27 protein-coding genes and 2 pseudogenes are annotated in these 19,552 nt (G+C 50.6%); 21 read left to right on the forward strand and 8 right to left on the reverse strand.

Going from position 1 to position 19,552, the window contains the following annotated elements; translation table 11 throughout:
• Window positions 1-41 precede the first annotated feature (41 nt).
• Window positions 42-962: a kdo(2)-lipid IV(A) palmitoleoyltransferase gene (gene lpxP / locus ACQ86O_RS08015; RefSeq protein ID WP_431224791.1), complete on the reverse strand. Its 921-nt coding sequence runs from the start codon at window positions 960-962 to the stop codon at window positions 42-44.
• An 820-nt stretch (window positions 963-1,782) separates the two neighbouring features.
• Between lpxP and ACQ86O_RS08020 the strand changes: the two genes are divergently transcribed.
• The 5 genes from ACQ86O_RS08020 (at window position 1,783) to ACQ86O_RS08040 (ending at window position 4,560) form a co-directional block, all read left to right on the forward strand.
• On the forward strand, window positions 1,783-3,006 hold the full coding sequence (locus ACQ86O_RS08020) for a tyrosine-type recombinase/integrase (protein WP_431224792.1): 1,224 nt from the start codon (window positions 1,783-1,785) through the stop codon (window positions 3,004-3,006).
• Entirely contained in the window at window positions 3,003-3,290 is a 288-nt protein-coding gene (locus ACQ86O_RS08025) for a DUF6387 family protein (RefSeq protein ID WP_431224793.1), read from the forward strand. Before ACQ86O_RS08020 ends, ACQ86O_RS08025 begins: the two co-directional genes overlap by 4 nt.
• Window positions 3,291-3,301: 11 nt before the next feature.
• Window positions 3,302-3,775, forward strand: a complete 474-nt coding sequence (locus ACQ86O_RS08030; RefSeq protein WP_431224794.1) for a DUF6387 family protein — start codon at window positions 3,302-3,304, stop codon at window positions 3,773-3,775.
• Window positions 3,776-3,853: 78 nt separating this feature from the next.
• Window positions 3,854-4,069: a helix-turn-helix transcriptional regulator gene (locus tag ACQ86O_RS08035; RefSeq protein WP_431224795.1), complete on the forward strand. Its 216-nt coding sequence runs from the start codon at window positions 3,854-3,856 to the stop codon at window positions 4,067-4,069.
• Between the two features lie 8 nt (window positions 4,070-4,077).
• Window positions 4,078-4,560: a hypothetical protein gene (locus ACQ86O_RS08040; RefSeq protein ID WP_431224796.1), complete on the forward strand. Its 483-nt coding sequence runs from the start codon at window positions 4,078-4,080 to the stop codon at window positions 4,558-4,560.
• A 262-nt stretch (window positions 4,561-4,822) separates the two neighbouring features.
• On the opposite strand, the pseudogene ACQ86O_RS08045 reads toward ACQ86O_RS08040, so the two are convergent.
• A pseudogene (locus ACQ86O_RS08045) lies at window positions 4,823-5,013 on the reverse strand (toxin-antitoxin system HicB family antitoxin).
• A gap of 132 nt (window positions 5,014-5,145) precedes the next feature.
• Here ACQ86O_RS08045 and ACQ86O_RS08050 point away from each other — a divergent pair.
• The 8 genes and pseudogenes from ACQ86O_RS08050 to ACQ86O_RS08085 all read left to right on the forward strand — a co-directional run bounded on the left by ACQ86O_RS08050 (window position 5,146) and on the right by ACQ86O_RS08085 (window position 8,752).
• Window positions 5,146-5,325, forward strand: coding sequence for a host cell division inhibitor Icd-like protein (locus ACQ86O_RS08050; RefSeq protein WP_431224797.1), 180 nt, complete (start codon window positions 5,146-5,148; stop codon window positions 5,323-5,325).
• On the forward strand, window positions 5,318-5,680 hold the full coding sequence (locus ACQ86O_RS08055; protein WP_431224798.1) for a hypothetical protein: 363 nt from the start codon (window positions 5,318-5,320) through the stop codon (window positions 5,678-5,680). Before ACQ86O_RS08050 ends, ACQ86O_RS08055 begins: the two co-directional genes overlap by 8 nt.
• A complete protein-coding gene (locus ACQ86O_RS08060; protein WP_431224799.1) occupies window positions 5,673-5,861 on the forward strand; it encodes a hypothetical protein in 189 nt (62 codons plus the stop codon). Before ACQ86O_RS08055 ends, ACQ86O_RS08060 begins: the two co-directional genes overlap by 8 nt.
• On the forward strand, window positions 5,854-6,156 hold the full coding sequence (locus ACQ86O_RS08065) for a hypothetical protein (protein WP_431224800.1): 303 nt from the start codon (window positions 5,854-5,856) through the stop codon (window positions 6,154-6,156). The genes ACQ86O_RS08060 and ACQ86O_RS08065 overlap by 8 nt, the downstream gene beginning before the upstream one ends.
• Window positions 6,153-6,491: a hypothetical protein gene (locus ACQ86O_RS08070; protein WP_431224801.1), complete on the forward strand. Its 339-nt coding sequence runs from the start codon at window positions 6,153-6,155 to the stop codon at window positions 6,489-6,491. Before ACQ86O_RS08065 ends, ACQ86O_RS08070 begins: the two co-directional genes overlap by 4 nt.
• Entirely contained in the window at window positions 6,488-6,973 is a 486-nt protein-coding gene (locus ACQ86O_RS08075) for a hypothetical protein (RefSeq protein ID WP_431224802.1), read from the forward strand. The genes ACQ86O_RS08070 and ACQ86O_RS08075 overlap by 4 nt, the downstream gene beginning before the upstream one ends.
• Window positions 6,856-8,220: pseudogene (locus ACQ86O_RS08080) on the forward strand (DNA primase family protein); the annotation flags it as partial. The gene ACQ86O_RS08075 and the pseudogene ACQ86O_RS08080, both read left to right, overlap by 118 nt.
• 271 nt (window positions 8,221-8,491) lie before the next feature.
• Entirely contained in the window at window positions 8,492-8,752 is a 261-nt protein-coding gene (locus ACQ86O_RS08085) for a hypothetical protein (protein WP_431224803.1), read from the forward strand.
• Window positions 8,753-8,792: 40 nt separating this feature from the next.
• Here ACQ86O_RS08085 and ACQ86O_RS08090 read toward each other — a convergent pair whose 3' ends face one another.
• Complete coding sequence (locus ACQ86O_RS08090) at window positions 8,793-9,020, reverse strand: hypothetical protein (protein WP_431224804.1); 228 nt, start codon at window positions 9,018-9,020, stop codon at window positions 8,793-8,795.
• A 323-nt stretch (window positions 9,021-9,343) separates the two neighbouring features.
• On the opposite strand from ACQ86O_RS08090, the gene ACQ86O_RS08095 reads away from it, so the two are divergent.
• The 8 genes from ACQ86O_RS08095 (at window position 9,344) to ACQ86O_RS08130 (ending at window position 15,678) form a co-directional block, all read left to right on the forward strand.
• On the forward strand, window positions 9,344-10,516 hold the full coding sequence (locus tag ACQ86O_RS08095) for a phage major capsid protein (protein ID WP_431224805.1): 1,173 nt from the start codon (window positions 9,344-9,346) through the stop codon (window positions 10,514-10,516).
• A 49-nt stretch (window positions 10,517-10,565) separates the two neighbouring features.
• Window positions 10,566-11,117: an HK97 family phage prohead protease gene (locus ACQ86O_RS08100; RefSeq protein ID WP_431224806.1), complete on the forward strand. Its 552-nt coding sequence runs from the start codon at window positions 10,566-10,568 to the stop codon at window positions 11,115-11,117.
• 1 nt (window position 11,118) lies between these two features.
• Window positions 11,119-12,336 (forward strand): phage portal protein, encoded by a 1,218-nt coding sequence (locus tag ACQ86O_RS08105; RefSeq protein WP_431224807.1) that lies wholly within the window; start codon window positions 11,119-11,121, stop codon window positions 12,334-12,336.
• The gene (locus tag ACQ86O_RS08110) at window positions 12,333-12,668 is read left to right on the forward strand and encodes a phage head closure protein (RefSeq protein WP_431224808.1); all 336 of its coding nucleotides are present in this window, start codon (window positions 12,333-12,335) and stop codon (window positions 12,666-12,668) included. The genes ACQ86O_RS08105 and ACQ86O_RS08110 overlap by 4 nt, the downstream gene beginning before the upstream one ends.
• Complete coding sequence (locus tag ACQ86O_RS08115; RefSeq protein ID WP_431224809.1) at window positions 12,665-12,958, forward strand: head-tail connector protein; 294 nt, start codon at window positions 12,665-12,667, stop codon at window positions 12,956-12,958. Before ACQ86O_RS08110 ends, ACQ86O_RS08115 begins: the two co-directional genes overlap by 4 nt.
• Complete coding sequence (locus tag ACQ86O_RS08120) at window positions 12,959-13,405, forward strand: HNH endonuclease signature motif containing protein (RefSeq protein WP_431224810.1); 447 nt, start codon at window positions 12,959-12,961, stop codon at window positions 13,403-13,405. It begins immediately after the preceding gene.
• 271 nt (window positions 13,406-13,676) lie between these two features.
• A complete protein-coding gene (locus tag ACQ86O_RS08125; RefSeq protein WP_223536482.1) occupies window positions 13,677-14,033 on the forward strand; it encodes a phage terminase small subunit P27 family in 357 nt (118 codons plus the stop codon).
• The gene (locus ACQ86O_RS08130; protein ID WP_431225680.1) at window positions 14,017-15,678 is read left to right on the forward strand and encodes a terminase large subunit; all 1,662 of its coding nucleotides are present in this window, start codon (window positions 14,017-14,019) and stop codon (window positions 15,676-15,678) included. The genes ACQ86O_RS08125 and ACQ86O_RS08130 overlap by 17 nt, the downstream gene beginning before the upstream one ends.
• Window positions 15,679-15,858: 180 nt before the next feature.
• On the opposite strand, the gene ACQ86O_RS08135 is transcribed toward ACQ86O_RS08130, so the two are convergent.
• From ACQ86O_RS08135 to ACQ86O_RS08155, 5 genes are all read right to left on the reverse strand, one after another.
• Entirely contained in the window at window positions 15,859-16,350 is a 492-nt protein-coding gene (locus ACQ86O_RS08135) for a hypothetical protein (RefSeq protein ID WP_431224811.1), read from the reverse strand.
• Window positions 16,350-16,610 (reverse strand): hypothetical protein, encoded by a 261-nt coding sequence (locus ACQ86O_RS08140; protein ID WP_431224812.1) that lies wholly within the window; start codon window positions 16,608-16,610, stop codon window positions 16,350-16,352. The genes ACQ86O_RS08135 and ACQ86O_RS08140 overlap by 1 nt, the downstream gene beginning before the upstream one ends.
• Before the next feature lie 484 nt (window positions 16,611-17,094).
• A complete protein-coding gene (fis, locus tag ACQ86O_RS08145) occupies window positions 17,095-17,391 on the reverse strand; it encodes a DNA-binding transcriptional regulator Fis (protein ID WP_000462905.1) in 297 nt (98 codons plus the stop codon).
• 20 nt (window positions 17,392-17,411) lie between these two features.
• On the reverse strand, window positions 17,412-18,377 hold the full coding sequence (dusB, locus tag ACQ86O_RS08150) for a tRNA dihydrouridine synthase DusB (RefSeq protein WP_431225681.1): 966 nt from the start codon (window positions 18,375-18,377) through the stop codon (window positions 17,412-17,414).
• A 377-nt stretch (window positions 18,378-18,754) separates the two neighbouring features.
• Entirely contained in the window at window positions 18,755-19,489 is a 735-nt protein-coding gene (locus ACQ86O_RS08155) for a carbonic anhydrase (protein WP_431224813.1), read from the reverse strand.
• Window positions 19,490-19,552: the final 63 nt, after the last annotated feature.

Below are 19,552 nucleotides of genomic sequence, written 5' to 3' on the forward strand. Positions count from 1 at the left end.
ACAGCTACCGGGAGGCAATCAGGCCTCCCGGCAGGCGCGGTTTAATACAGAGAAGGTGAACCAGCCGGGCGTGTTTTGAAGCGGCGGTGCAGCCACAGATATTGCTCTGGGGCGCGCATGATCTCTTTTTCTACCACCTTGTTCATATAGGCAGCAGCAGCCACTTCATCGTCGATTGGGTAACCTTCCAACTCTGGTTGGATCAGCAAATCATAACCGCAACCGTTCGGGCGGCGAATTAACACCACGGTGATCAACGCGGGTTTTGCCATACGCACCAGCATAAAAGTCCCGCTGGTTGTGGCCGCCTGTTCGACGGCAAACAACGGGGCAAATACGCTGCCGCGTGGGCCGTAATCCTGATCGGGTGCGAACCACACGGCTTCACCGCGCTTCAAAGCTTGCACCATGCCACGCAGGTCTTTGCGATCCAGCATGGCTTTGTTGGAGCGCATACGGCCTTTGGTCTGTGCCCACTCCATCGCTTTGTTATTGTGCGGGCGATACATTGCCATCATGGGTTGGCACAGGCCCATCGCCCGGCCACCAAGTTCCAGCGACATAAAATGTACGCCAATCACCAGCACGCCACGACCATTCTGCTGGGCAAGTTTCAAATTATTGAGGCCAGAAACGTTAAACCACCGCTTTACACGTTTATCCGGCCAGAACCAGGCCATGCCGGTTTCCAGCAACCCCATGCCAAGAGATTCGAAATTGCCGATAATTTTGCGCTCGCGCTGTGCTTCATCCATATCAGGGAAACACAGTTCAAGATTACGCCGTGTGATCGAGACACGGCGCTTAAGGAAGTGCATCGATGTGCGGCCCATCCAGCCTCCGAGCTTGTACAGCACCGGGTAGGGAAGTTGAACCAGCAGGAACAGGACAGCCAGACCGAACCAGGTTAGCCAGTAGCGTGGGTGCAATAATGCACGTTGGAAACTTTTGGGACGCTTCATATTAACTCTTATGCGATTTTGGATAGAAACCTGTAGCGCATAGAGGAGCGACTCGATAGCGATACAATACTCAGACCCCCAGCCATGGCGATCGTTTGGACAGATTATAAAATTGACGAAACCTTTACATTCGAAGGGCGGTTCGCACTGCTATCAGGCTTGGGAGAGCGGCTGTTTGCCAGCGAAATGGGCTCTTGAAAAAAGTATTCTACCACATAATAGATAGGTGAAATAAAGAGTGGCGCATCAAGATCCCTGTTCACCTTGCTCTTGTTTCACACAAGCAAATTGCACTTGGCGGCCTGTGTTAAGGATTGCATTGAAGATAAAGATCCTTACCTGATTTAAACTTACCTGCTGGCGATAAAAATCTCCCTGTTCAGCATAAAATGCCATCATTTTCAAATGATTGAAAAAATCCGCGGTTCTCTTTTTATTCAGGTATCGCATCGATACTTATTTGATTTGTTTATGCTTTATTGAGCCCCGATGTGACTCTTTATTGAAGAGGAAATTGTTCCTCTTTTTGCATACCAGGAAGGCTGATACGAAAAAGCGCTTTAGAAAAGAAAAAGGCGCTTACCAAATGAGGTAAAAGCGCCTTTTTTCAACAACCTGACTGACTAGTATCAGCTCATGCCGTATTCTATCAAGCACCGTTTTTTATAGTTTATCATGGTTCATTGATGGTTGTTTAACCTTATGATATTTATTGGTTAATGACCTATTTTGGTTCATTTCTGTTCATGCTTGTTTATTGAGATGCGGAGAACGGTGTAGTCTATGGTGTAGTCAGTGCAACGTATGAACTGAGATTTCTATGGCTAGTGGAACGAACAAACTTAGCGATGCTACGCTGAGAAAAATGATAGGTCGGGAGAGTCCAAGCGATAACTTTTACGCTGACGGTGACGGCCTGAGTATCAAAGTAACCAAGTCTGGTATTATGACCTGGTTGTTTGCCTATCGTCTCGGTGGCCGCGAAACCAAACCTCAGCGCTTGAGATTGGGGAACTACCCGGATATGAGTCTTAAGGTGGCGAGAGAAAGGCGCGATCAGTGTCGTTCCTGGCTAGCCGAAGGCAAAGACCCCAAATACCAGTTAAACCTTGCGACAGCCGAAACCTTAAAGCCGGTCACCGTTGAAGATGCCTTGAAATACTGGATTAGGGAGTATGCCGAAGATCACCGCGCCAACGTCGAACGGCACAAGGCCCAACTCGAAAAGCATATTTACCCTTACATTGGTGATCTACCTTTGTCGCAGTGTGAAACGCACCATTGGCTTGAATGCTTCGACCGGATGAAGAAAGAAGCCCCCGTGGCTGCCGGTTATGTCTTCCAGATGAGCAAGCAGGCTCTGAAGTTCTGCCGTGTGCGCCGTTATGCCATTAGTAATGTACTGGACGATCTGACCATACCCGATGTGGGCAGTAAACAGGACAAAGGTGATAGGAGCCATACGGACGACGAGATCGGCCAACTATGGCAGGCCAGCCAGCAATTAAAATTTAAACCCTACTATGCCGCCATGTTGCGTCTGCTGGTGGTGTTCGGCTGCCGTTCTCAGGAAGTTAGGTTGTCTACCTGGTCAGAATGGGATCTGAAAAAGTGGGTATGGACGGTACCCAAGGAACACAGCAAGGGTGGAGCTAAAATAGTTCGTCCTGTGCCAGAAGCCATGAGGCCGTTTATCGAGAATTTACACCGCCAGCATAAAGACAGCGGCTTGCTACTGGGTGAGATAAAAGAATCAAGCGCGGTAAGCGCCTGGGGCCGTCTTGTCTGGAAGCGTTTAGGCCACGTCGAACCCTGGTCACTTCACGATATCCGGCGCACGTTCGCCACCAAACTTAATGATCTGGGTGTTGCCCCGCACGTGGTTGAACAGTTACTCGGCCATATTATGCCGGGAGTGATGGCGGTGTATAACCTTAGCCAATATATGCCGGAAAAGCTGGTGGCGCTGAATATGTGGTGTGAGCGCTTGGAACTGCTGGCCGGTGAACACGATAATGTTATTTTGTTGCAGGTGAGAAAATGACTAAGCGGATTAACAGAAAAGACCAGCTACCAGATTGGTTTTGCATAGATGATTACGAGAAACTATTATCATTAAGCGATGATGAAATAATATTCCAGCTTATTGGACGAAGGGGAACTTTCAGAGACTGCAAGGAAATGAATTGTCAGGAAGTTATTGATTATTATTTTTCCCAGGGAGTAATAAAGGAAAGGGATAAATTTTTCTATTCTTATACTGATGGGGAGTTTGTAAAGAAATACTCTGATTTGCAACTTCATGCCAAGGGGGAGTTGAGCCTTTAAGTATTATTTCCTTGGCTCGTTTGAGTGATAAGGCACAGCATTACATAGCAGAAAATGATATTGGTCGCTCACTGAGAGGACAGAAAAGATCTGTGGCCAGTACTATTGAAAGTGGCAATATGATGCATCTTAGTATTAATTTGGACTGGCCTGATGATTTAATTTTAAAAGACATGATGCAACTTTTGCCTTTATGGAGGGAGAGTTTATCTAAAACAAATGAATCTCAGGCTTTCACCTCTCAATCATGGGACGTTGTAAAGCGGAAAATTTTTGACTACAACATTTTTCCAATGATTGATCTGCTTACTTGGGCTGCTTGGAGTGGTAAGACCATAACAAAAGATGTTTTAGCGGTCACTCTGTTTCCTGATGGTCGTTATGGCTATACGAACATAACGCAAACCATAAAACTATTTATAGATAATTTGATGAAGGATTTTTCTCTAGAAAAATACAGAAGAGAAATTATCAATAAAAAATAAGTTTTTTGCTTCTATTACACGGAAGCAGCATATAGACAAGAATTGTCCTCGAACTAAAACGAACGAGGACATATCTTGATGAACAATCAAACAACCTTCACTGATCGCACTATCCGTGAACCAGAGTGCCGACAAATTACCGGCTTATGCCGCACCACCCGCTACCTGATGGAAAGAGAAGGGAAATTCCCTGCACGCCGAAAACTAGGTGGCCGCGCCGTTGGCTGGATGCTTTCTGAGATCCAGGCATGGCAGCAAAGCCAGCCAAAAGTAACCTCCAATAAAGCGGCGTGAGGTGAAATATGAAAACCAAGCCAGCGGCCACGGTTAACGGTGTTTTGGTAAATGGTTTACCGATCGAGTTAGTTCGCCAGTGGGTGGAGTTCTGGACTAAGCAAAGTTTTGCTGTGTCGGTGCCAACTGAATTACGCCGCCAGTATTATCCTGATGCTGCTGCATTCGGTAAGGCTATGCGTGAGGCTGGTTATGTGCCGGTTCGCACTCGTCAGCTTACCGGAAACCTTGATCGGTTTTGGTTGTACCGCAAGGGCGGGAATGATAAGGGGGTTGGCACAACGAAAAAGACTAAAAACAATGAGTTGTGTCACTTTGTGCAGGCATCTGAGAAGCCAAGAAAAGCGTTTAAGCGTGTCGCAGTCGATGGAAAATGGCTGTTCGTGTACGACGATCACATTCGCTTTCTGACCAAGAAGCGTGTCCGTGTCGATGGCAAGCAGGTAACAGGCTATACGGCTAAGAGAGTGCGTTTGGAGGTGCTGGAATGAGGGCATATAAAACAAAAGCGGCCTTGCAGGGCCGCCAGTGTCAAAGCATAAAACTTAAGCCAAGTCAGCTTATCACACTGATCGATCTGGTCAAGTTAACCCCGCCATTGGCTGAGTTCGATATCAGACACGCTTTGAGCCAAGCACTAAATAATGCTTTGGTGGTAACCGCGCCGTTGGCGCAGTTCGATCACGTTACCGGGAATCCGGTATCGGTAGCAGTGATTAGGGGGTATCCGGCATTGGCGCATACCCCTAACAGTCAACCTTTGGGTTCAATGCCCTGCCGGCGTAATTCTGCGCGAGCTAAAGCCTTTAACCAATTGCCGAGGCTAACCCCTCCCGGTTGGCAGCCTCATTCAGCTGCTGGCGTAATTCAGGAGTAATGCGGATCTGGAAAGTTGGTGACAGACCCTCGCCTTTTGGAGTTTTATCTCTTCTGATGGTTGACATGTACGTACGTAACCTCATAGTATGGTTTTTGTTATGTACGTACGTTAACACGTCGTATTTACAAAAAGCAACGCCCCGGACTGTTGGAGCAGTACCGAGGCGTCTAACCACCACGTTAGAAGGACTAACGCTATGGCTACGTCAAAGTGTACCTACATCTTTGCGGCGATCAACCGCACCCAGAAGAAAGTTAAGCCTGTTATGTTGCGGGTTACCGCGCTGGATGAACAGTCAGCCCGCCGCCGCTATGCCTCTGATTATGTCTTGCTGTTCGCTGGCCGTCTGCCAGTGCAAGGGGGTGAGCATGTCTAACCTTGTTGATAAAACTCCACTCACCGCCGCAGAGGTGGCGTTTCAGTGCCTGGCACTGACTCATGCCGCCTTATTTTCGGATGAGGTCGCAGTAACAGAAGCGTTGTTATTTATCCTGCTGGACAGAGCAGACACGCTTTATGAGATGTTGCCGGAGAAATGCCCGATATGCAGTGAACTGCCCGTAGTAGGCGATCGCTACACGCAAAACGACAAGGGAAGCGTGGTTATTGTCAGAGAGCAGAATAGTGACCAAGTGGTGTTCTCCTACGAGAGGTATCCGGAGGCTAGTCACGATTATTCACTCAGTGGTTTTATTCGTGAATTTACCCGGCTGGAGGTGACTCATGGCTAAAAAAATAACCCTCTCGATTGACGATGAACTTCGCCGGGCTGAGGTGCTTCTTACTGCCGCTGCTGAATTACACGGCGGGCCTGATGATGAACGTGAAATATCTTTCGAGTTGCTCGATAAAGTCCTGTTCCGCCTGCGCGAAATTAAAGAGGCATACGAGAAAGGGGATCTCCATGCGTGATATTTACCATGCACTTGTAACCCATGATTTCAGCAAGGTATCCGATAGAACATTGGCGGAAACACGGGATATTTATGGCGATGCCAGTATGGGCATTAATTTTGCAATGCAGGTTATCGGTAATCTTTTACAAGAACTACAGGGGGATAAAGAATATTCAGATCAGGATGCAAAGCGCGACCTGTTTTTAATTGGTTCGGTGCTCAGACAATTTCCGCGCATGAGTCAGGCGCTGGATCAAAACAGCAGTAATGCTGAATTTGAATTGAAAAAGCGTAAAGGGGCAGCCAAATGAACAGCCAACTGAAATTTAACGAACTGGAAAAGCGTGTCCAATCACTTGAGCTGGCTTTGTCCTCCCTGCTACGTAAAGACACCATACCGGAAGGCATGACCCAATTAACCTCAATAGCCGCTGAAATGGGCTTGTCCACCAGCAAGGCGGAAGAGTTGGCGCGTAACTGTGGCGTGATGATCGTTCGCCAGGGTAACGGCCATATTGTGCATGAGGCGAAATTCCGGGAAGCCGCGCTGATCGTCATTAAGGGTGCCAAGCGCAAATACGGCAGCAAGTATTGGTATCACCCGCTGATCGGTAAATTCATCATGACAGTGAGGCCACAGGTATGAACAAACCACAGAAGGTTAATACCAGCCAATGGCCGAATGAACTGTTTTCCTGTGTCTACCGTTGGGTTAACGGTCGCCCGATAGAGAAGGCCATAGCGGCAAAAGCCATTTTGCAAACCACAGCAGGGACGCCACTTAACGAACTGGCAAGAAAGCTACATGCCTTTGCTATCGGGAATGTCACCCCTGAATGGTTAGCTGATAACGGTTTTTCCTCCAACCTTGCTCCTGAACCTGCAAGGGAGAAGCGCGAAGCGGTGGTGCTGGAGTTTATCGACCGTAAAGAGCTGGTGGCCGTGCTGGCCGATGCTGACCGGATTAATAGCCTGTTCAACGCTGTCCCGCCCCCGTCGAACACGCAGCAACCCCGGCCCTTAACCAGATGGGGGCCAGCCAGCGAGGGGAGGTACTTCTGGCACGGTACGATGGAGCGCTGGCGATACATGGCGACTCAGACACCGTTCACCATTATGACGGGGTGATCTGGAAGCCAGTGCCCGATAAGGAGCTACAGCGGGAAATGGCCGCAATCTTTATCGAGTCTGAGATCTCCTATTCCCAGAACGGCATCAAGTCAGCCGTGGATACCATGAAACTAAGCCTGCCACTGATGGGCAACACGGCCCGTAATCTGATCGGTTTCAGCAATGGCGTATTCGATACCAAGGCGGGGGAGTTCCGGCCACACCGCCGTGATGATTGGCTAATGATTGCGAGTACGGTTGAATTCAATCAGGCCCAAGAGGGGGAAACGCTGGCCAGTCATGCGCCGAGCTTCTGGAAATGGCTAACCCGTTCTACCGGAGGCCATGCCCGCAAAGCCGATCGGGTTCTGTCGGCACTCTATATGGTGATGGCTAACCGTTATGACTGGCAATTGTTCCTTGAAATCACCGGACCAGGGGGCAGCGGTAAAAGTGTCTTGGCAGAGATCTGTACCATGCTGGCGGGTAAGGCCAATACCGTATCAGCCAGTATGGCGGCGCTGGAAAACCCAAGGGAACGGGCGCTGGTGGTTGGGTATTCTTTAATCATTATGCCGGATATGTCGCGCTATGCCGGTGATGGTGCTGGTATCAAGGCGATCACGGGTGGCGATAAGGTTGCCATCGACCCTAAACACAAAGCGCCTTACTCCACCCGAATTCCTGCGGTGATCCTGGCGGTCAACAACAACGCCATGAGCTTTAGTGACCGCAGCGGTGGGATCAGCAGAAGGCGGGTTATCTTCAATTTCGCCGAGGTGGTACCGGAGAATGACCGTGATCCAATGCTGGCAGAAAAGATTGAGGCAGAGCTGGCCGTCATCATTCGCCACCTGTTGACCCGGTTTGCTGACCAGGGCGAAGCCAAGCGGCTACTGTTCGAACAACAGAAATCAGAAGAGGCATTGGCTATCAAGCGTGAGGGGGATTCGCTGGTGGACTTCTGCGGCTACCTGATGGCGTCAGTGCAGTGTGATGGCATGTTCGTCGGTAACGCCAGCGTGATCCCATTCAGCCCTCGCAAGTATCTGTATCACGCCTATATGGCATATATGCAAAGTTATGGCTTGAGCAAGACCACGGTATCGCTGACCCGTTTTGGTACCGATATGCCGGGGGCGATGGCTGAGTATGGGAAGGAGTATCTCAGGAAGAAAAGCACCAAGGGAAATATCCGTTCCAATGTCAGCCTGAGTGATGAAGCCGAGGAATGGCTACCAACAGCAGCAGGGGGTACAGCGTAAAAGTTATTCAATAAGTGTCCACCTCTATCCACCCACTAGAATATGTATTTAAAAACATACAGTTAATGGGTGGATAGTTTAATTTTAACTCTCCACTAAGTATCCACCTCTCCACCTATTTTAAAAAAGGGTGGTGAGTTGGGGTGGTGAGTTACGGACACTTAAAAAGAAACTAACCACTTTTCAACATAATGATTTAATTGGTAAAAATCACGAAAGTGGAGAGGTGGACAGTTAAACGTATATTTTAAAATTTTTATAAGGGGGCGACATGCCTATCACCGTGAAAGAAATCAAAGAACACAAAGATCAGTTCGGTATTCATGACCTGGACTCAATGCATACCACTGAGTATCGACAAGCATTATCTGATGGTGCCTTCTTCTGGATCGATCATCATGACTTTGTTCGTAGTACATTTTCAGGGGAGATTTTTGCTACCAACCGTGAGCAGTTGGATGCCATGATCGAACATCTCCAAAAGTACAGGGAAAAGATGCCTTCACCAGCTGAATGGATGAGTGATAAATGATAATAAAAGGCGGATGATAATTCCGCCCTTTATGATTTGACTAGCGGTACTTACGCGCAAAGCTCTTTTTTACTACACGACTGATATAGCTATTAAGCCCACGGCCAGACTGAGCAAGAGTTTTCATCTGTGTCACAACTGCTGCGCCTGGAATTGAATTATCATATACATACTTCCAGCCATCTCGAAATTCAACCGTTATAGAATCAGCAGTAATTTCGAACGCAACTACACCAGAGTCCCCACCAAGATTCGCATATCGTGCCATATTCATTTCCTTTGAGATAAAAATATAACGTGCGAATCCACTATCAAACTAAGTTAGCTATGTCAGGTTGATGTCGGTCATAAAATCCACTTATTTTGTAAATTATTTGTCCGCTGCTGTTTGTCGTTGTTTAGGGTAAAAATAGCCTGTTTACTATTTTATTCTGCTGTATATGTTGATAAGTGGCACTCAGACGTGAGCCGCCACTGGCCGTTTAATCAAGCTGCGAGAAGTAGCCTGCGAGAGGCAGAAAAAGAATAAACGGCCACCCCTCCTTTAGTGCTGGTTTCACGTCACGTTATTTATCTCAACGAGAAACCGCTATGAAGAAATTGATTGAACTCCGCCAGAAGAAAGCCGAACTCGCCACCCAAATGCGCTCCCTGCTGACCAAGGCCGAAGAAGAGAAACGCAGCCTTACCACCGAAGAAGCTACCCAGTTTGACGAACTCCGCACCCAGGCCGACGCCTTACAGGCTGATATTGTCCGCTATGAATCCCTGGCCGATGAAGAACGCGCCCAAGGTGGCAAGGCCAAGCCAGCCAAAGACGGCAAGACCGTGACCAATGAAGAGCTGCGTCACTACATCATGACCGGTGAAACCCGCATGTTATCTACCACCGTCAATGAGAGCGGCGGCTATTCTGTCATTCCAGAGTTGGACACCGAGATCATGCGCATGCTGGCGGATGAAAGCGTGATGCGCCAGATCTGTACGGTGAAGACCACCAAATCCAACGAATACAAAAAACTCGTGTCCGTAGGCGGCGCGGCGGTAGGACGTGGCACCGAAGGTGAAGCCCGTACCGAAACCGCGACGCCTAAGCTGGAAGAGGTCAGTATCAAGCTGAACCCTATCTACGCTTACCCGAAAACCACCCAGGAAATCCTCGACTTTAGCGATGTAGATATCCTGGGCTGGCTGACCGAAGAGATCAGCGACACCTTTGCCGAAACCGAAGAAACCGACCTGGTGAGCGGTGACGGGGCGAAAAAATCCAAAGGTTTCCTGGCCTATCCCCGCGTCGCGACAGGTGACCGCGCTCGCCCGTTCGGCACCCTGGAGAAAATGGTTACCGTTGGCACCACGCCTACCGCTGATGAGCTGATCGATCTGGTCTTCAAGCTGCGCCGTCGTTACCGCAAGAATGCCGTATGGGCGATGAACTCTAACACCGCTGCCATGCTGCAAAAGCTGAAGAACGGCAACGGAGATTACATCTGGCGCGACCGCCTGCAAGCCGGAGATCCGGATATGTTGCTGGGCCACCCGGTTCACTATCTAGAGAATATGCCCGACGCCGCCGCAGGTCTGCCAGTAATTGCAGTAGGCGACTTCAAGCGCGGCTATTTCATCGTGGATCACGACACTGGTACCCGGACCCGCCCGGACAACATCACCGAGCCTGGCTTCTACAAGGTGCATACCGATAAGTACCTGGGCGGCGGGCTGGTGGACTCCAACGCGATCAAGGTTTTGGAAATCAAAAAGTAAGTATCAGTAGAGGGGCTGCGGCCCCTTTTCTGTCTGAGGGAATCCACCGATGAAAAATAATGATTTTGAAATCCGCACCGCCACGCTTTCCGCCACCGATAAAAAGCTGGTGGGTTATGCCGTGAAATGGAACAGCCGTTCGGAAGTGCTATGGGACGAGTTTGTAGAGCAGTTTGCCCCCAACGCCTTCAAAGACAGTCTGGCAGGCGGTGCAGATGTTCGCGCCCTGTACGAGCATGACTATACCGCGCTATTGGGCCGCAATACCTCCGGCACCCTGGTACTGATTGAAGACGCCACCGGCTTGCGTTTTGAGTTGACTCCACCCGATACCCAACTGGGCCGTGATGTGTTGACACTGGTCGAGCGTGGCGACATTTCCGGCATGTCCTTCGGGTTCCGGGCATTGAAAGACCAGTGGGACAGCACCCAACAGCCGTATGTCCGTACCGTGTTGGCCGCCGAGCTACGCGAAATCACCGTGACCAGCTTACCGGCCTACCGTGAAACCGACATTCAGATCGCCAAACGTTCACTGCTGGCCCAACACCCGGAGCTGATGGATCTGCGCTCCCATTGGGCTTATCTGGCGGGGTTGTGATATGTGGCCGTGGAAACGCAAGACCGAAACCCGCAGCATGACCATTGATGAGTTTCTGGCTATGGCCGGTATCCCTAACACAGGATCAGGTGAGCATATCTCATCGGGCAATGCTGAAACCCTGCCAGCGGTACTCAACGCCGTGGCAGTGATTAGCGAAGCGGTAGCCTCCATGCCCTGCTATTTGTACCGGGTAACACGTACCAACGGTGTTGAGGCCCGCGCCTGGTTGGCAGATCACCCCGTTGACGTGTTGCTCAATGAGCGCCCGAATGACTGCCAGACCCCTTACCAGTTCAAGCGCACCCTGATGCGCCATTGCCTGCTGAACGGTAACGCCTACGCGGTGATCCAATGGGGCAAAGACGGCCAGCCGCAATCATTACACCCGTACCCGCCGAGGGCGGTTGTACCGAAGCGTCTGGACGAACACCGCTATGCCTACACCATTACCGAACCCTTTAGCGGGCGTGTGCGTACCTACCTGCAGGAAGAAATTCTGCACCTGCGCTATTCCACCGATGATGGTTTTATTTCGCGTTCACCTGTCAGCATCTGCCGGGAAACCCTGGGGCTGGGTATGGCTCAACAGCGCCACGGTGCCAGCATTATGCGAGATGGCTTGATGGCCGCGGGTATCATCAAGTCAGGTGAATGGTTCGACAAGGCCAAAGGCAAGACAGCTATGGATGCCCTGGAGCGTTACAAAGGGGCCAAGAACGCCGGTAAGACGCCCATCCTTGAAGGTGGCATGGAATACCAGCAATTAGGTATGAGTAACCAGGATGCCGAGTGGCTGGGTTCTCGCCGCTTCACCATTGAAGACATTGCCCGGATATTCAATATCAGCCCGATCTTCTTGCAAGAGTATTCCAACAGCACCTACAGCAACTTTAGCGAAGCCAGCCGCGCCTTCCTCACCATGACAATGCGCCCCTGGTTGACCAACTTTGAGCAACAGCTTAAAGCCGCTTTGCTGTTGAGTTCCCCGTCTGCCGGTTCCCGCTACCAGGTGGAGTTCGACACCGCCGACCTGTTACGCGCCAATCCACAGGATCGCTTCACGAGTTACGAGACGGCGATCAAGTCTGGCGTGATGTGCCCGAACGAAGCCCGCGAACGTGAAGGGATGCCGCCACGCGAGGGTGGTGAAGAGTTTAGCCAGGCGTGGAAACAAACTGTCCAGGTGAAAACAGATAGCGGTAAGGGGGCAGAATGAAAGCTGGACAGATGCGCCACCGGATCACCATCCAGAACTTCACCACGATTGAGCTTCCATCGGGCGAAGAGAAAGAGGTTTGGTTTGATGCGGCTACCGTGTGGGCCGAGGTGAAAGCGATCAGTGGTCGCGAGTTGCTGGCCTCGGGTGCGGAGATGTCGGAGATCACCCTCCGGGTGTGGTTGCGCTACCGGGCCGATGTGGGCAGTGCCAGCCGTATCTTATGGCAACAGAAAGGACGCAGGCAACTGGCCTACAGCATTGCCTCAGCTATTCCTGACCCGAAAGCCAGCCGGTTAGAACTGTTATGCAAGGGAGGTATTGAGCTATGAGTGAAGCCTCAATCGACCTGGAAGAAGTCAAGTTGCATTGTCGTATCGATGGCAGCGAGGAAGACACCTTGCTACAGGGCTATATCGCTGCGGCGCTGGAGATCTGCCAGAAACATATCGGTAGGCGTTTCGGTAATGAGCTGGAGCTTAACCCGGCTATCAAGGTGGGTTGCCTGTTGTTGATAAGTCACTGGTACGAGAACCGCGAGATAGCCGCAGAGAAGACCGCCGAGCTGCCCTTTACCACGACCTCATTGTGGAACTACTACCGCGAGCCAGGAGTGTACTAAATGCCCGTCCATCCATTGAAGCGTTGTACCTATCCAGGCTGTCGGAATCGCGTCAAGGCCGGTCGTTGCCCTGAACACAAGCGCCAGGCAGATCGCCAGCAAGATGCAAAACGTGGATCACGGCGTGAGCGTGGCTATACCCCACAGTGGGACAAGTACCGTCTGCTCTATCTCAAGGCGCACCCGCTTTGCGTGATGTGCGAGAAGGAAGGGATCTACACCCCGGCCAAGATAGTCGATCACATCATCCCGATCGAAGGTGGCAGCGATGTGCTGTTCTGGCCTGCCAGCAACCACCAGGGGCTATGCGTTAGCCATCACAGCCGCAAGACCACCACCCAAGACCCGATCACCAAGCAGCAGCGCAAGGCCGGTATGTTCCGTGAGCAGGAAGAAGCCGCCCGCCACCGCAACGATTGGATACACGAGTACAACAAAAATGCGTGAAGAAGAGATTAATCAGTTGGTTAAAGGCTTGCAGAGTAGCCGTGATGGATTCATCAAGCGTCACGGCAAGCCACCCGAACAAGTTACAGGCAAACGCCTATCACAGCGTGACCGGGAATTAGCCGAGGCGTTCAGAAACCGATAGTGAACTGTACAGGCAGGGTGGGGGAGTTTTCAGGACGAAAGCCCCTATCGCTGGCACCACCCGCCTCCTCAAATTTTTACGTGCGGCATTTTTTTCACAGCAGTAAGGCATAGGAAACAGAAAGTTATGGCACGACCACCCAAACCACCCGCTTATCTAGATGAGATTGCTACAGCCGAGTGGAAAACGAGAGCCAAGCAATTGATGGATCGCGGCGACTTGATTGATGCCGATTGGCGCAACCTGGAATTGTATTGCCTCAATTATTCAATGTACCGCCGAGCCGTGGCAGACCTTGCGGCGCGTGGTTTTTCGGTCGAGGGTTCACGCGGTGCCACCACCACCAACCCCGCTCTGAAAGCCAAATCGGACGCAGAGAAAATCATGATCAAAATGTCCTCTCTGATGGGCTTTGATCCGGTATCCCGCCGCCGTAACCCGGTGGAAACTGACGAGGATGACGAACTTGACCGCCTGGCATGAATACGCAGAAGCGATAAAAAGCGGTGAAATCCCGGCCTGTGAACGGCTTAAGCAGGCGGTGGATCGGTACTTTACCGACCTCAACAACCCCCTTTACGTGTTCGATACGGCCACGGTAGAGCGTTTTGTCGCTTTTTCTCGCCTCTGTCCCCACGTCAAAGGCCCGCTGCGCGGCCAGCCGATAGAGTTGGAACCGTGGCAGCAATTTGCCTTTGCCAACCTGCTGGGGTTCAAAGTGGTGGCCACCGGTCGCCGCAAATACCGCAGCGCCTACATTCAGGTACCGCGCAAGAACGCCAAATCCACGGTCGCCGCGATGCTGGCTAACTGGTTCCTGGTGATGGAGCACGGCCAGCAGGACATTTACACCGCCGCCGTGAGCCGCGATCAGGCCCGTATCGTGTTTGATGATGCCCGGCAGATGTGCCTGCTCTCCAAACCGCTGCGCAAGCGGGTGGCTATCCAGCAGCACAAGCTGATTTACGCCAAGTCCAACAGCCTGTTAAAACCGCTGGCGGCCAGGGCATCCACCATTGAAGGGACTAACCCGAGCCTGGCGGTGGTCGATGAATACCACCTGCACCCGGATAACGGCGTGTATTCGGCGCTCGAACTGGGGATGGGTGCACGCCCTGAAGGCATTCTGTTTGCCATCACGACAGCCGGTAGCAACATCGTATCGGCCTGCAAGCAACATTATGATTACTGCTGCCAGATATTGGCCGGGGAAGAAGAGAATGAATCCCTGTTTGCGCTGATCTACGAGCTGGACGACGAAACCGAAGTAGACGACCCGGACCAATGGGTGAAGGCCAATCCTAACCTGTCGGTGTCCGTCGATGTGGCTGCGCTGGCTGATACCATCCAGAAGGCCCGCGGCATTCCCTCGCAGTGGGTAGAAATGCTCACCAAGCGTTTCAATATCTGGTGCCAGGGTGCAACACCGTGGATGGGGGAAGGTGCCTGGAAAGCCTGCGCCGCTGAGTATACCGAAGACGACCTGGAAGGATTGCAGTGCTATGCCGGTCTGGATCTGTCGTCTACCAGTGATATTACCAGTGTTTGCTATACGTTCCCGCTGGAGCGGTCTGTTCGCCTGCTGACGCGCCACTATATCCCTGACGCTCAACTACAAAACCCTGCCAATAAAAACCGCACCTTGTACCGCCAGTGGGTGAAACAGGGCTGGTTACGCACCACGCCGGGGGATTGTATCGATTATGACCGCATCCGAGATGATGTGCTGGCCGATGCCGAGCGGTTCAGTATCGAGCTGGTGGGTTTCGACACCTGGAACGCTACGCAAATCCGCACCCAATTGCAGGGGGCCGGCCTCGATGTGGAGCCTTTCCCGCAAACCTATATGAAGTTCAGCCCGGTAGCGAAATCGGCGGAGGTATTCGTTAACCGCAAGGTGATCGAGCACAACGGCGATCCAGTGCTGGCCTGGGCGATGGCTAACGTAGTGATGGAAACCGACGCGAACGCCAATATCAAGCCGAACAAGAAGAAGGCGGCCAACAAGATAGACCCAGCGATTGCATTCTTGATGAGTTTTGGCACTTACCAGCTTCAACATGAAGAATTTGCCTTCGACATGAGCGAAGAACAACAACAGCGCCTAGCGGCGTTCAAGGGGATCTAACCGGAGATCAGCATACTACCCTATAGCGTACTCAAAATATCCGCAAATTACGGAGCGGTTTAAACTAGAAAACAGTCAATGTCTGATGCCACATTAATTAGTAATTGGTTGTATTGGTAGCATTTTTTAATTGAGTTCGTTAAAGGGTATTAATATTCAAGAAGCCCACAGTGATGGGCGTTACTTAAGAACTAGGGCGTTAAGCGCCTCGAGGATTTTGCTTAGGTAGGCACCAAACAAGAACCACACAATACCTATAGCACCAGCAATAATCACACTACCAATGCCAACAGCGATCTTTACCTTACTGATGGCGGATTCGATGCTTTCTAATTTATCAAGCTTACTTTCGATACCAGTCAGTTTGCCAAGCTGCTGGGTATGTCCTGATAAAGTTCTATTCACGTCATCCAACTTTGTTACATTATTGGACAGAGTAACCTCCATACGAGAGATAGCGCATGCCAATGACGCATCGTTTTTGACATCTGATAGATGATCATAAACCTGATCAATTCGAGTGTTCACGTGTCGATTATCCTCCTTCATTTCGTTAAAGGAACGGACGATCCACTGATGCTGATCATGACGCGATTCTGCTTCACCTGGGTGCTGGTTAGTCGTGTTCGGTGTTGATTGCTCTGGCGGTGTAAATCTATCGCTATTTACCATTAGATGCCCTTACCACTTAGCCATTCCCATATTGTTTTATCATGGTATCCATAGTAGGCATTGACCGGGAAGATAACATATGAACCTATGTTTTGGTCTGGGCTTAATAAACTACATAACTCCTTCGAAGTGGCAAATTGGCTATCAATAAACCAGAACCCTTGATGCACCATGTAAAAATTCTCTGGCCGTATTTTCCGGATGATAGCCGCTTTCATGAGTTCGTATTCAGTGCTTGAAACGACAGCAAAAACGGTCATTTGTGTTCTCCGTGAGTGATGGAAGTATCCTTCGTCACAGGTTTCCTCGTTGTTTTTATTTATTAGATAAACCTAATGGTTACATTATTACTCAAGGGGAGGATGTTGCAAGCACTATCATTACCTGTGAGTACCGAAGGTTGTCAGGCAAGATAACGAGACAATAAGGCATCAGCGTAACGCAAAAGAACTGGCAGATTTAGCTGAACGGATTGGTTCTGGTGGCCGTGTGACTATCAGGCATCAGGGGCGGTTGGGCGAAAAATTCTTTCTGAGCTTCGAGCGCTGAAATAAATCTTGGTGAAGATCAGATGTGATGCACTCCGTAATTAGGTCGCTTATGCGGCCTTTTTGTTTGTCTATGTTCGCCAAAGGGTAGCATCGTTCAAGTGACGGTGTAGTCTATGGTGTAGTCATTTTAAAGAAAAAGGCGCTTACCGAATGAGGTAAAAGCGCCTTTTTTCAACAACCTGACTGACTAGTATCAGTTCATGCCGTATTTTTTCAATTTCTTACGCAGTGTACCGCGGTTGATCCCCATCATCAGGGCTGCGCGGGTCTGGTTGCCACGGGTGTATTGCATCACCATGTCCAACAGTGGCTGTTCAACTTCAGCCAGTACCAGCTCATACAGATCATTAACATCCTGACCATTCAGTTGAGCAAAATAGTTCTTCAGTGCTTGCTTAACCGAGTCACGCAGAGGCTTTTGAGTCACTTGATCCTGTGAGTTCACGGTTGAAACGGTCAGTACGTCAGAATTTACGCGTTGTTCGAACATAGTTCTGTCAGCTCTTTTTGTTACGCAAGATTTTCGAAATATGCCTCCAACGCCTCCAGCTGTTCGCTGGCATCCTCTATGGCGTTGAATGTGCGCCGAAACTGGTCACTCGGGGCATGCTCCTGTAAGTACCAGGAGACGTGCTTTCGAGCAATCCGGAATCCCTTGCCTTGGCCATAAAAGCCGTGCAATTCCCGAATATGCCCTATCAACAAGCGCTTCACTTCGCCAAGTGGCATCGGTGGCAGCAACTCCCCATTGTCCAGATAATGCTGGATTTCCCGGAAGATCCAGGGTCTCCCCTGAGCAGCACGTCCTATCATCAGGGCATCAGCCCCGGTGTAGTCGAGCACTGCTCTGGCTTTATGCGGGTCAGTAATGTCGCCATTCGCGATAATCGGAATGGAAACATTCTGCTTAACTGCCCGAATACTGTCGTACTCCGCGTTGCCGTTAAACAGGCAGGCACGGGTTCGGCCATGAATAGTCAGGGCCTGTATACCACAATCTTCGGCCAGTTGGGCAATCTCTACACAGTTACGGTGTTCTGGCTCCCAGCCGGTACGGATCTTCAGTGTTACCGGCACATCCACCGCGTTGACTACCGCGAGGAGGATCTGTTTAACCAGATCCGGGTACTGCAGTAACGCAGACCCTGCAAGCTTCCGGTTCACCTTCTTGGCTGGGCACCCCATATTGATGTCAATGATCTGCGCACCGCTGGCCACATTAATGCGCGCCGCGGCAGCCATATCATCAGGATCGCATCCGGCTATCTGCACGGAGCGGATCCCTGGTTCATCACTATGTACCATACGCAGACGTGACTTATCCGTTCGCCACACCTCCGGATTGGAGGAGAGCATTTCGGATACAGCCATCCCAGCACCCATTGCATGACATAGGGTTCTGAATGGGCGATCTGTGATGCCGGCCATCGGGGCCGCAATCAGGCAATTTGTTAACTGGTGGTGTCCAATGCGCATAGACAAAGAATGACCATACTGTGTCCGCAAGGGCGCGTATATTACGCATTTTCTCTCTCAGATGAAAGGCCAAACTTTGAGCAATTGGCGGTTAATGAGCAATAAAAATGCGACTCACAGCGATTAGTGAAAATATTATAGTTATTTAACAATGTCTTGGCTTAAAGTGCTTAATTTGTATGCAATAAAATATTCCGCGATCTACAGGATTTTATCTTTAGGCAATGTGGATGTGAGCGCGTAACTGCAGGCCAATTGCAACATTGTTAGAGTAATGCTTTGACAAAACCAAAAAAGTTATAAACAAAACCAGAGGGAGAATCCAAGGTGAAACCCACCGCCGCTGTGATGGCGCAACGATGGGTTACAGGTAGATATCAATCGACGATTACGCGGCCATTGAGCGGCTGTACCGGGCGATTGTTGTTATGGTGGACTACTGAGCGGAATTGGTTGATTTGCTCGACAGAAGCGCTTACAGGCTTTTCCAGCACCAGCCAACTGACGCCTTCAGAACATGGCGGCGTGGTCAGTGAACCGCTGAAGCGGTAGAAGTTAAATTTTTGCGGCAGAAGTGCTTTGATATCCAGCGGCTTGTTCAGCACGGCGGTTTGATCAACAGCGGTGGGCATTTGTTGCCAGGCCTGCGCCAGTTGTGGGTTGGCTTTACCTTCCTGGAACATCAGAGCCATTACTGCCAGGGCGCCGTCTTTATCTTTGTAGACAAAGTGAGCTTCCAGAGGGAACTGTTTACCGTCTATCTCATTTTCGCTTGGTGCGTGGAAGTGGAATTGCTGCAGCGTGAAGGTGGCGTTATCCAACCGCAAAGTGTTCCCTTCGCTAACGTTGACCTGGATCGTGTGACCGTTATTGACGATTTGCTGCTTGCCTGGCCGGAAGGCCAGCCCAAGATTGCCGTGGTGGGTTTTCAGTGCGCCCTGAATATTGACTGGTGACTGGTTCTTGCCGGTTTCGCATAGCGAGAAATCGGGTGAGAGTTTGCCCCAATGTGCGGGATCTTCCTGGCCTTCATAACTCCAATGTGCATGTTCTGCTGCATTGATTGAGAAGCTGGCGGCCACTAAGGCAGCAAGCAACACTTTTCCTTTCATTTCCTGATCCTTTTCAAACGAAAATACCAATAATCCCTTGCGGGTAGCTCATGTGTTACGGGC

Origin of the sequence: Serratia sp. L9 (assembly GCF_050632285.1) — a bacterium.
GTDB lineage: Bacteria > Pseudomonadota > Gammaproteobacteria > Enterobacterales > Enterobacteriaceae > Chania.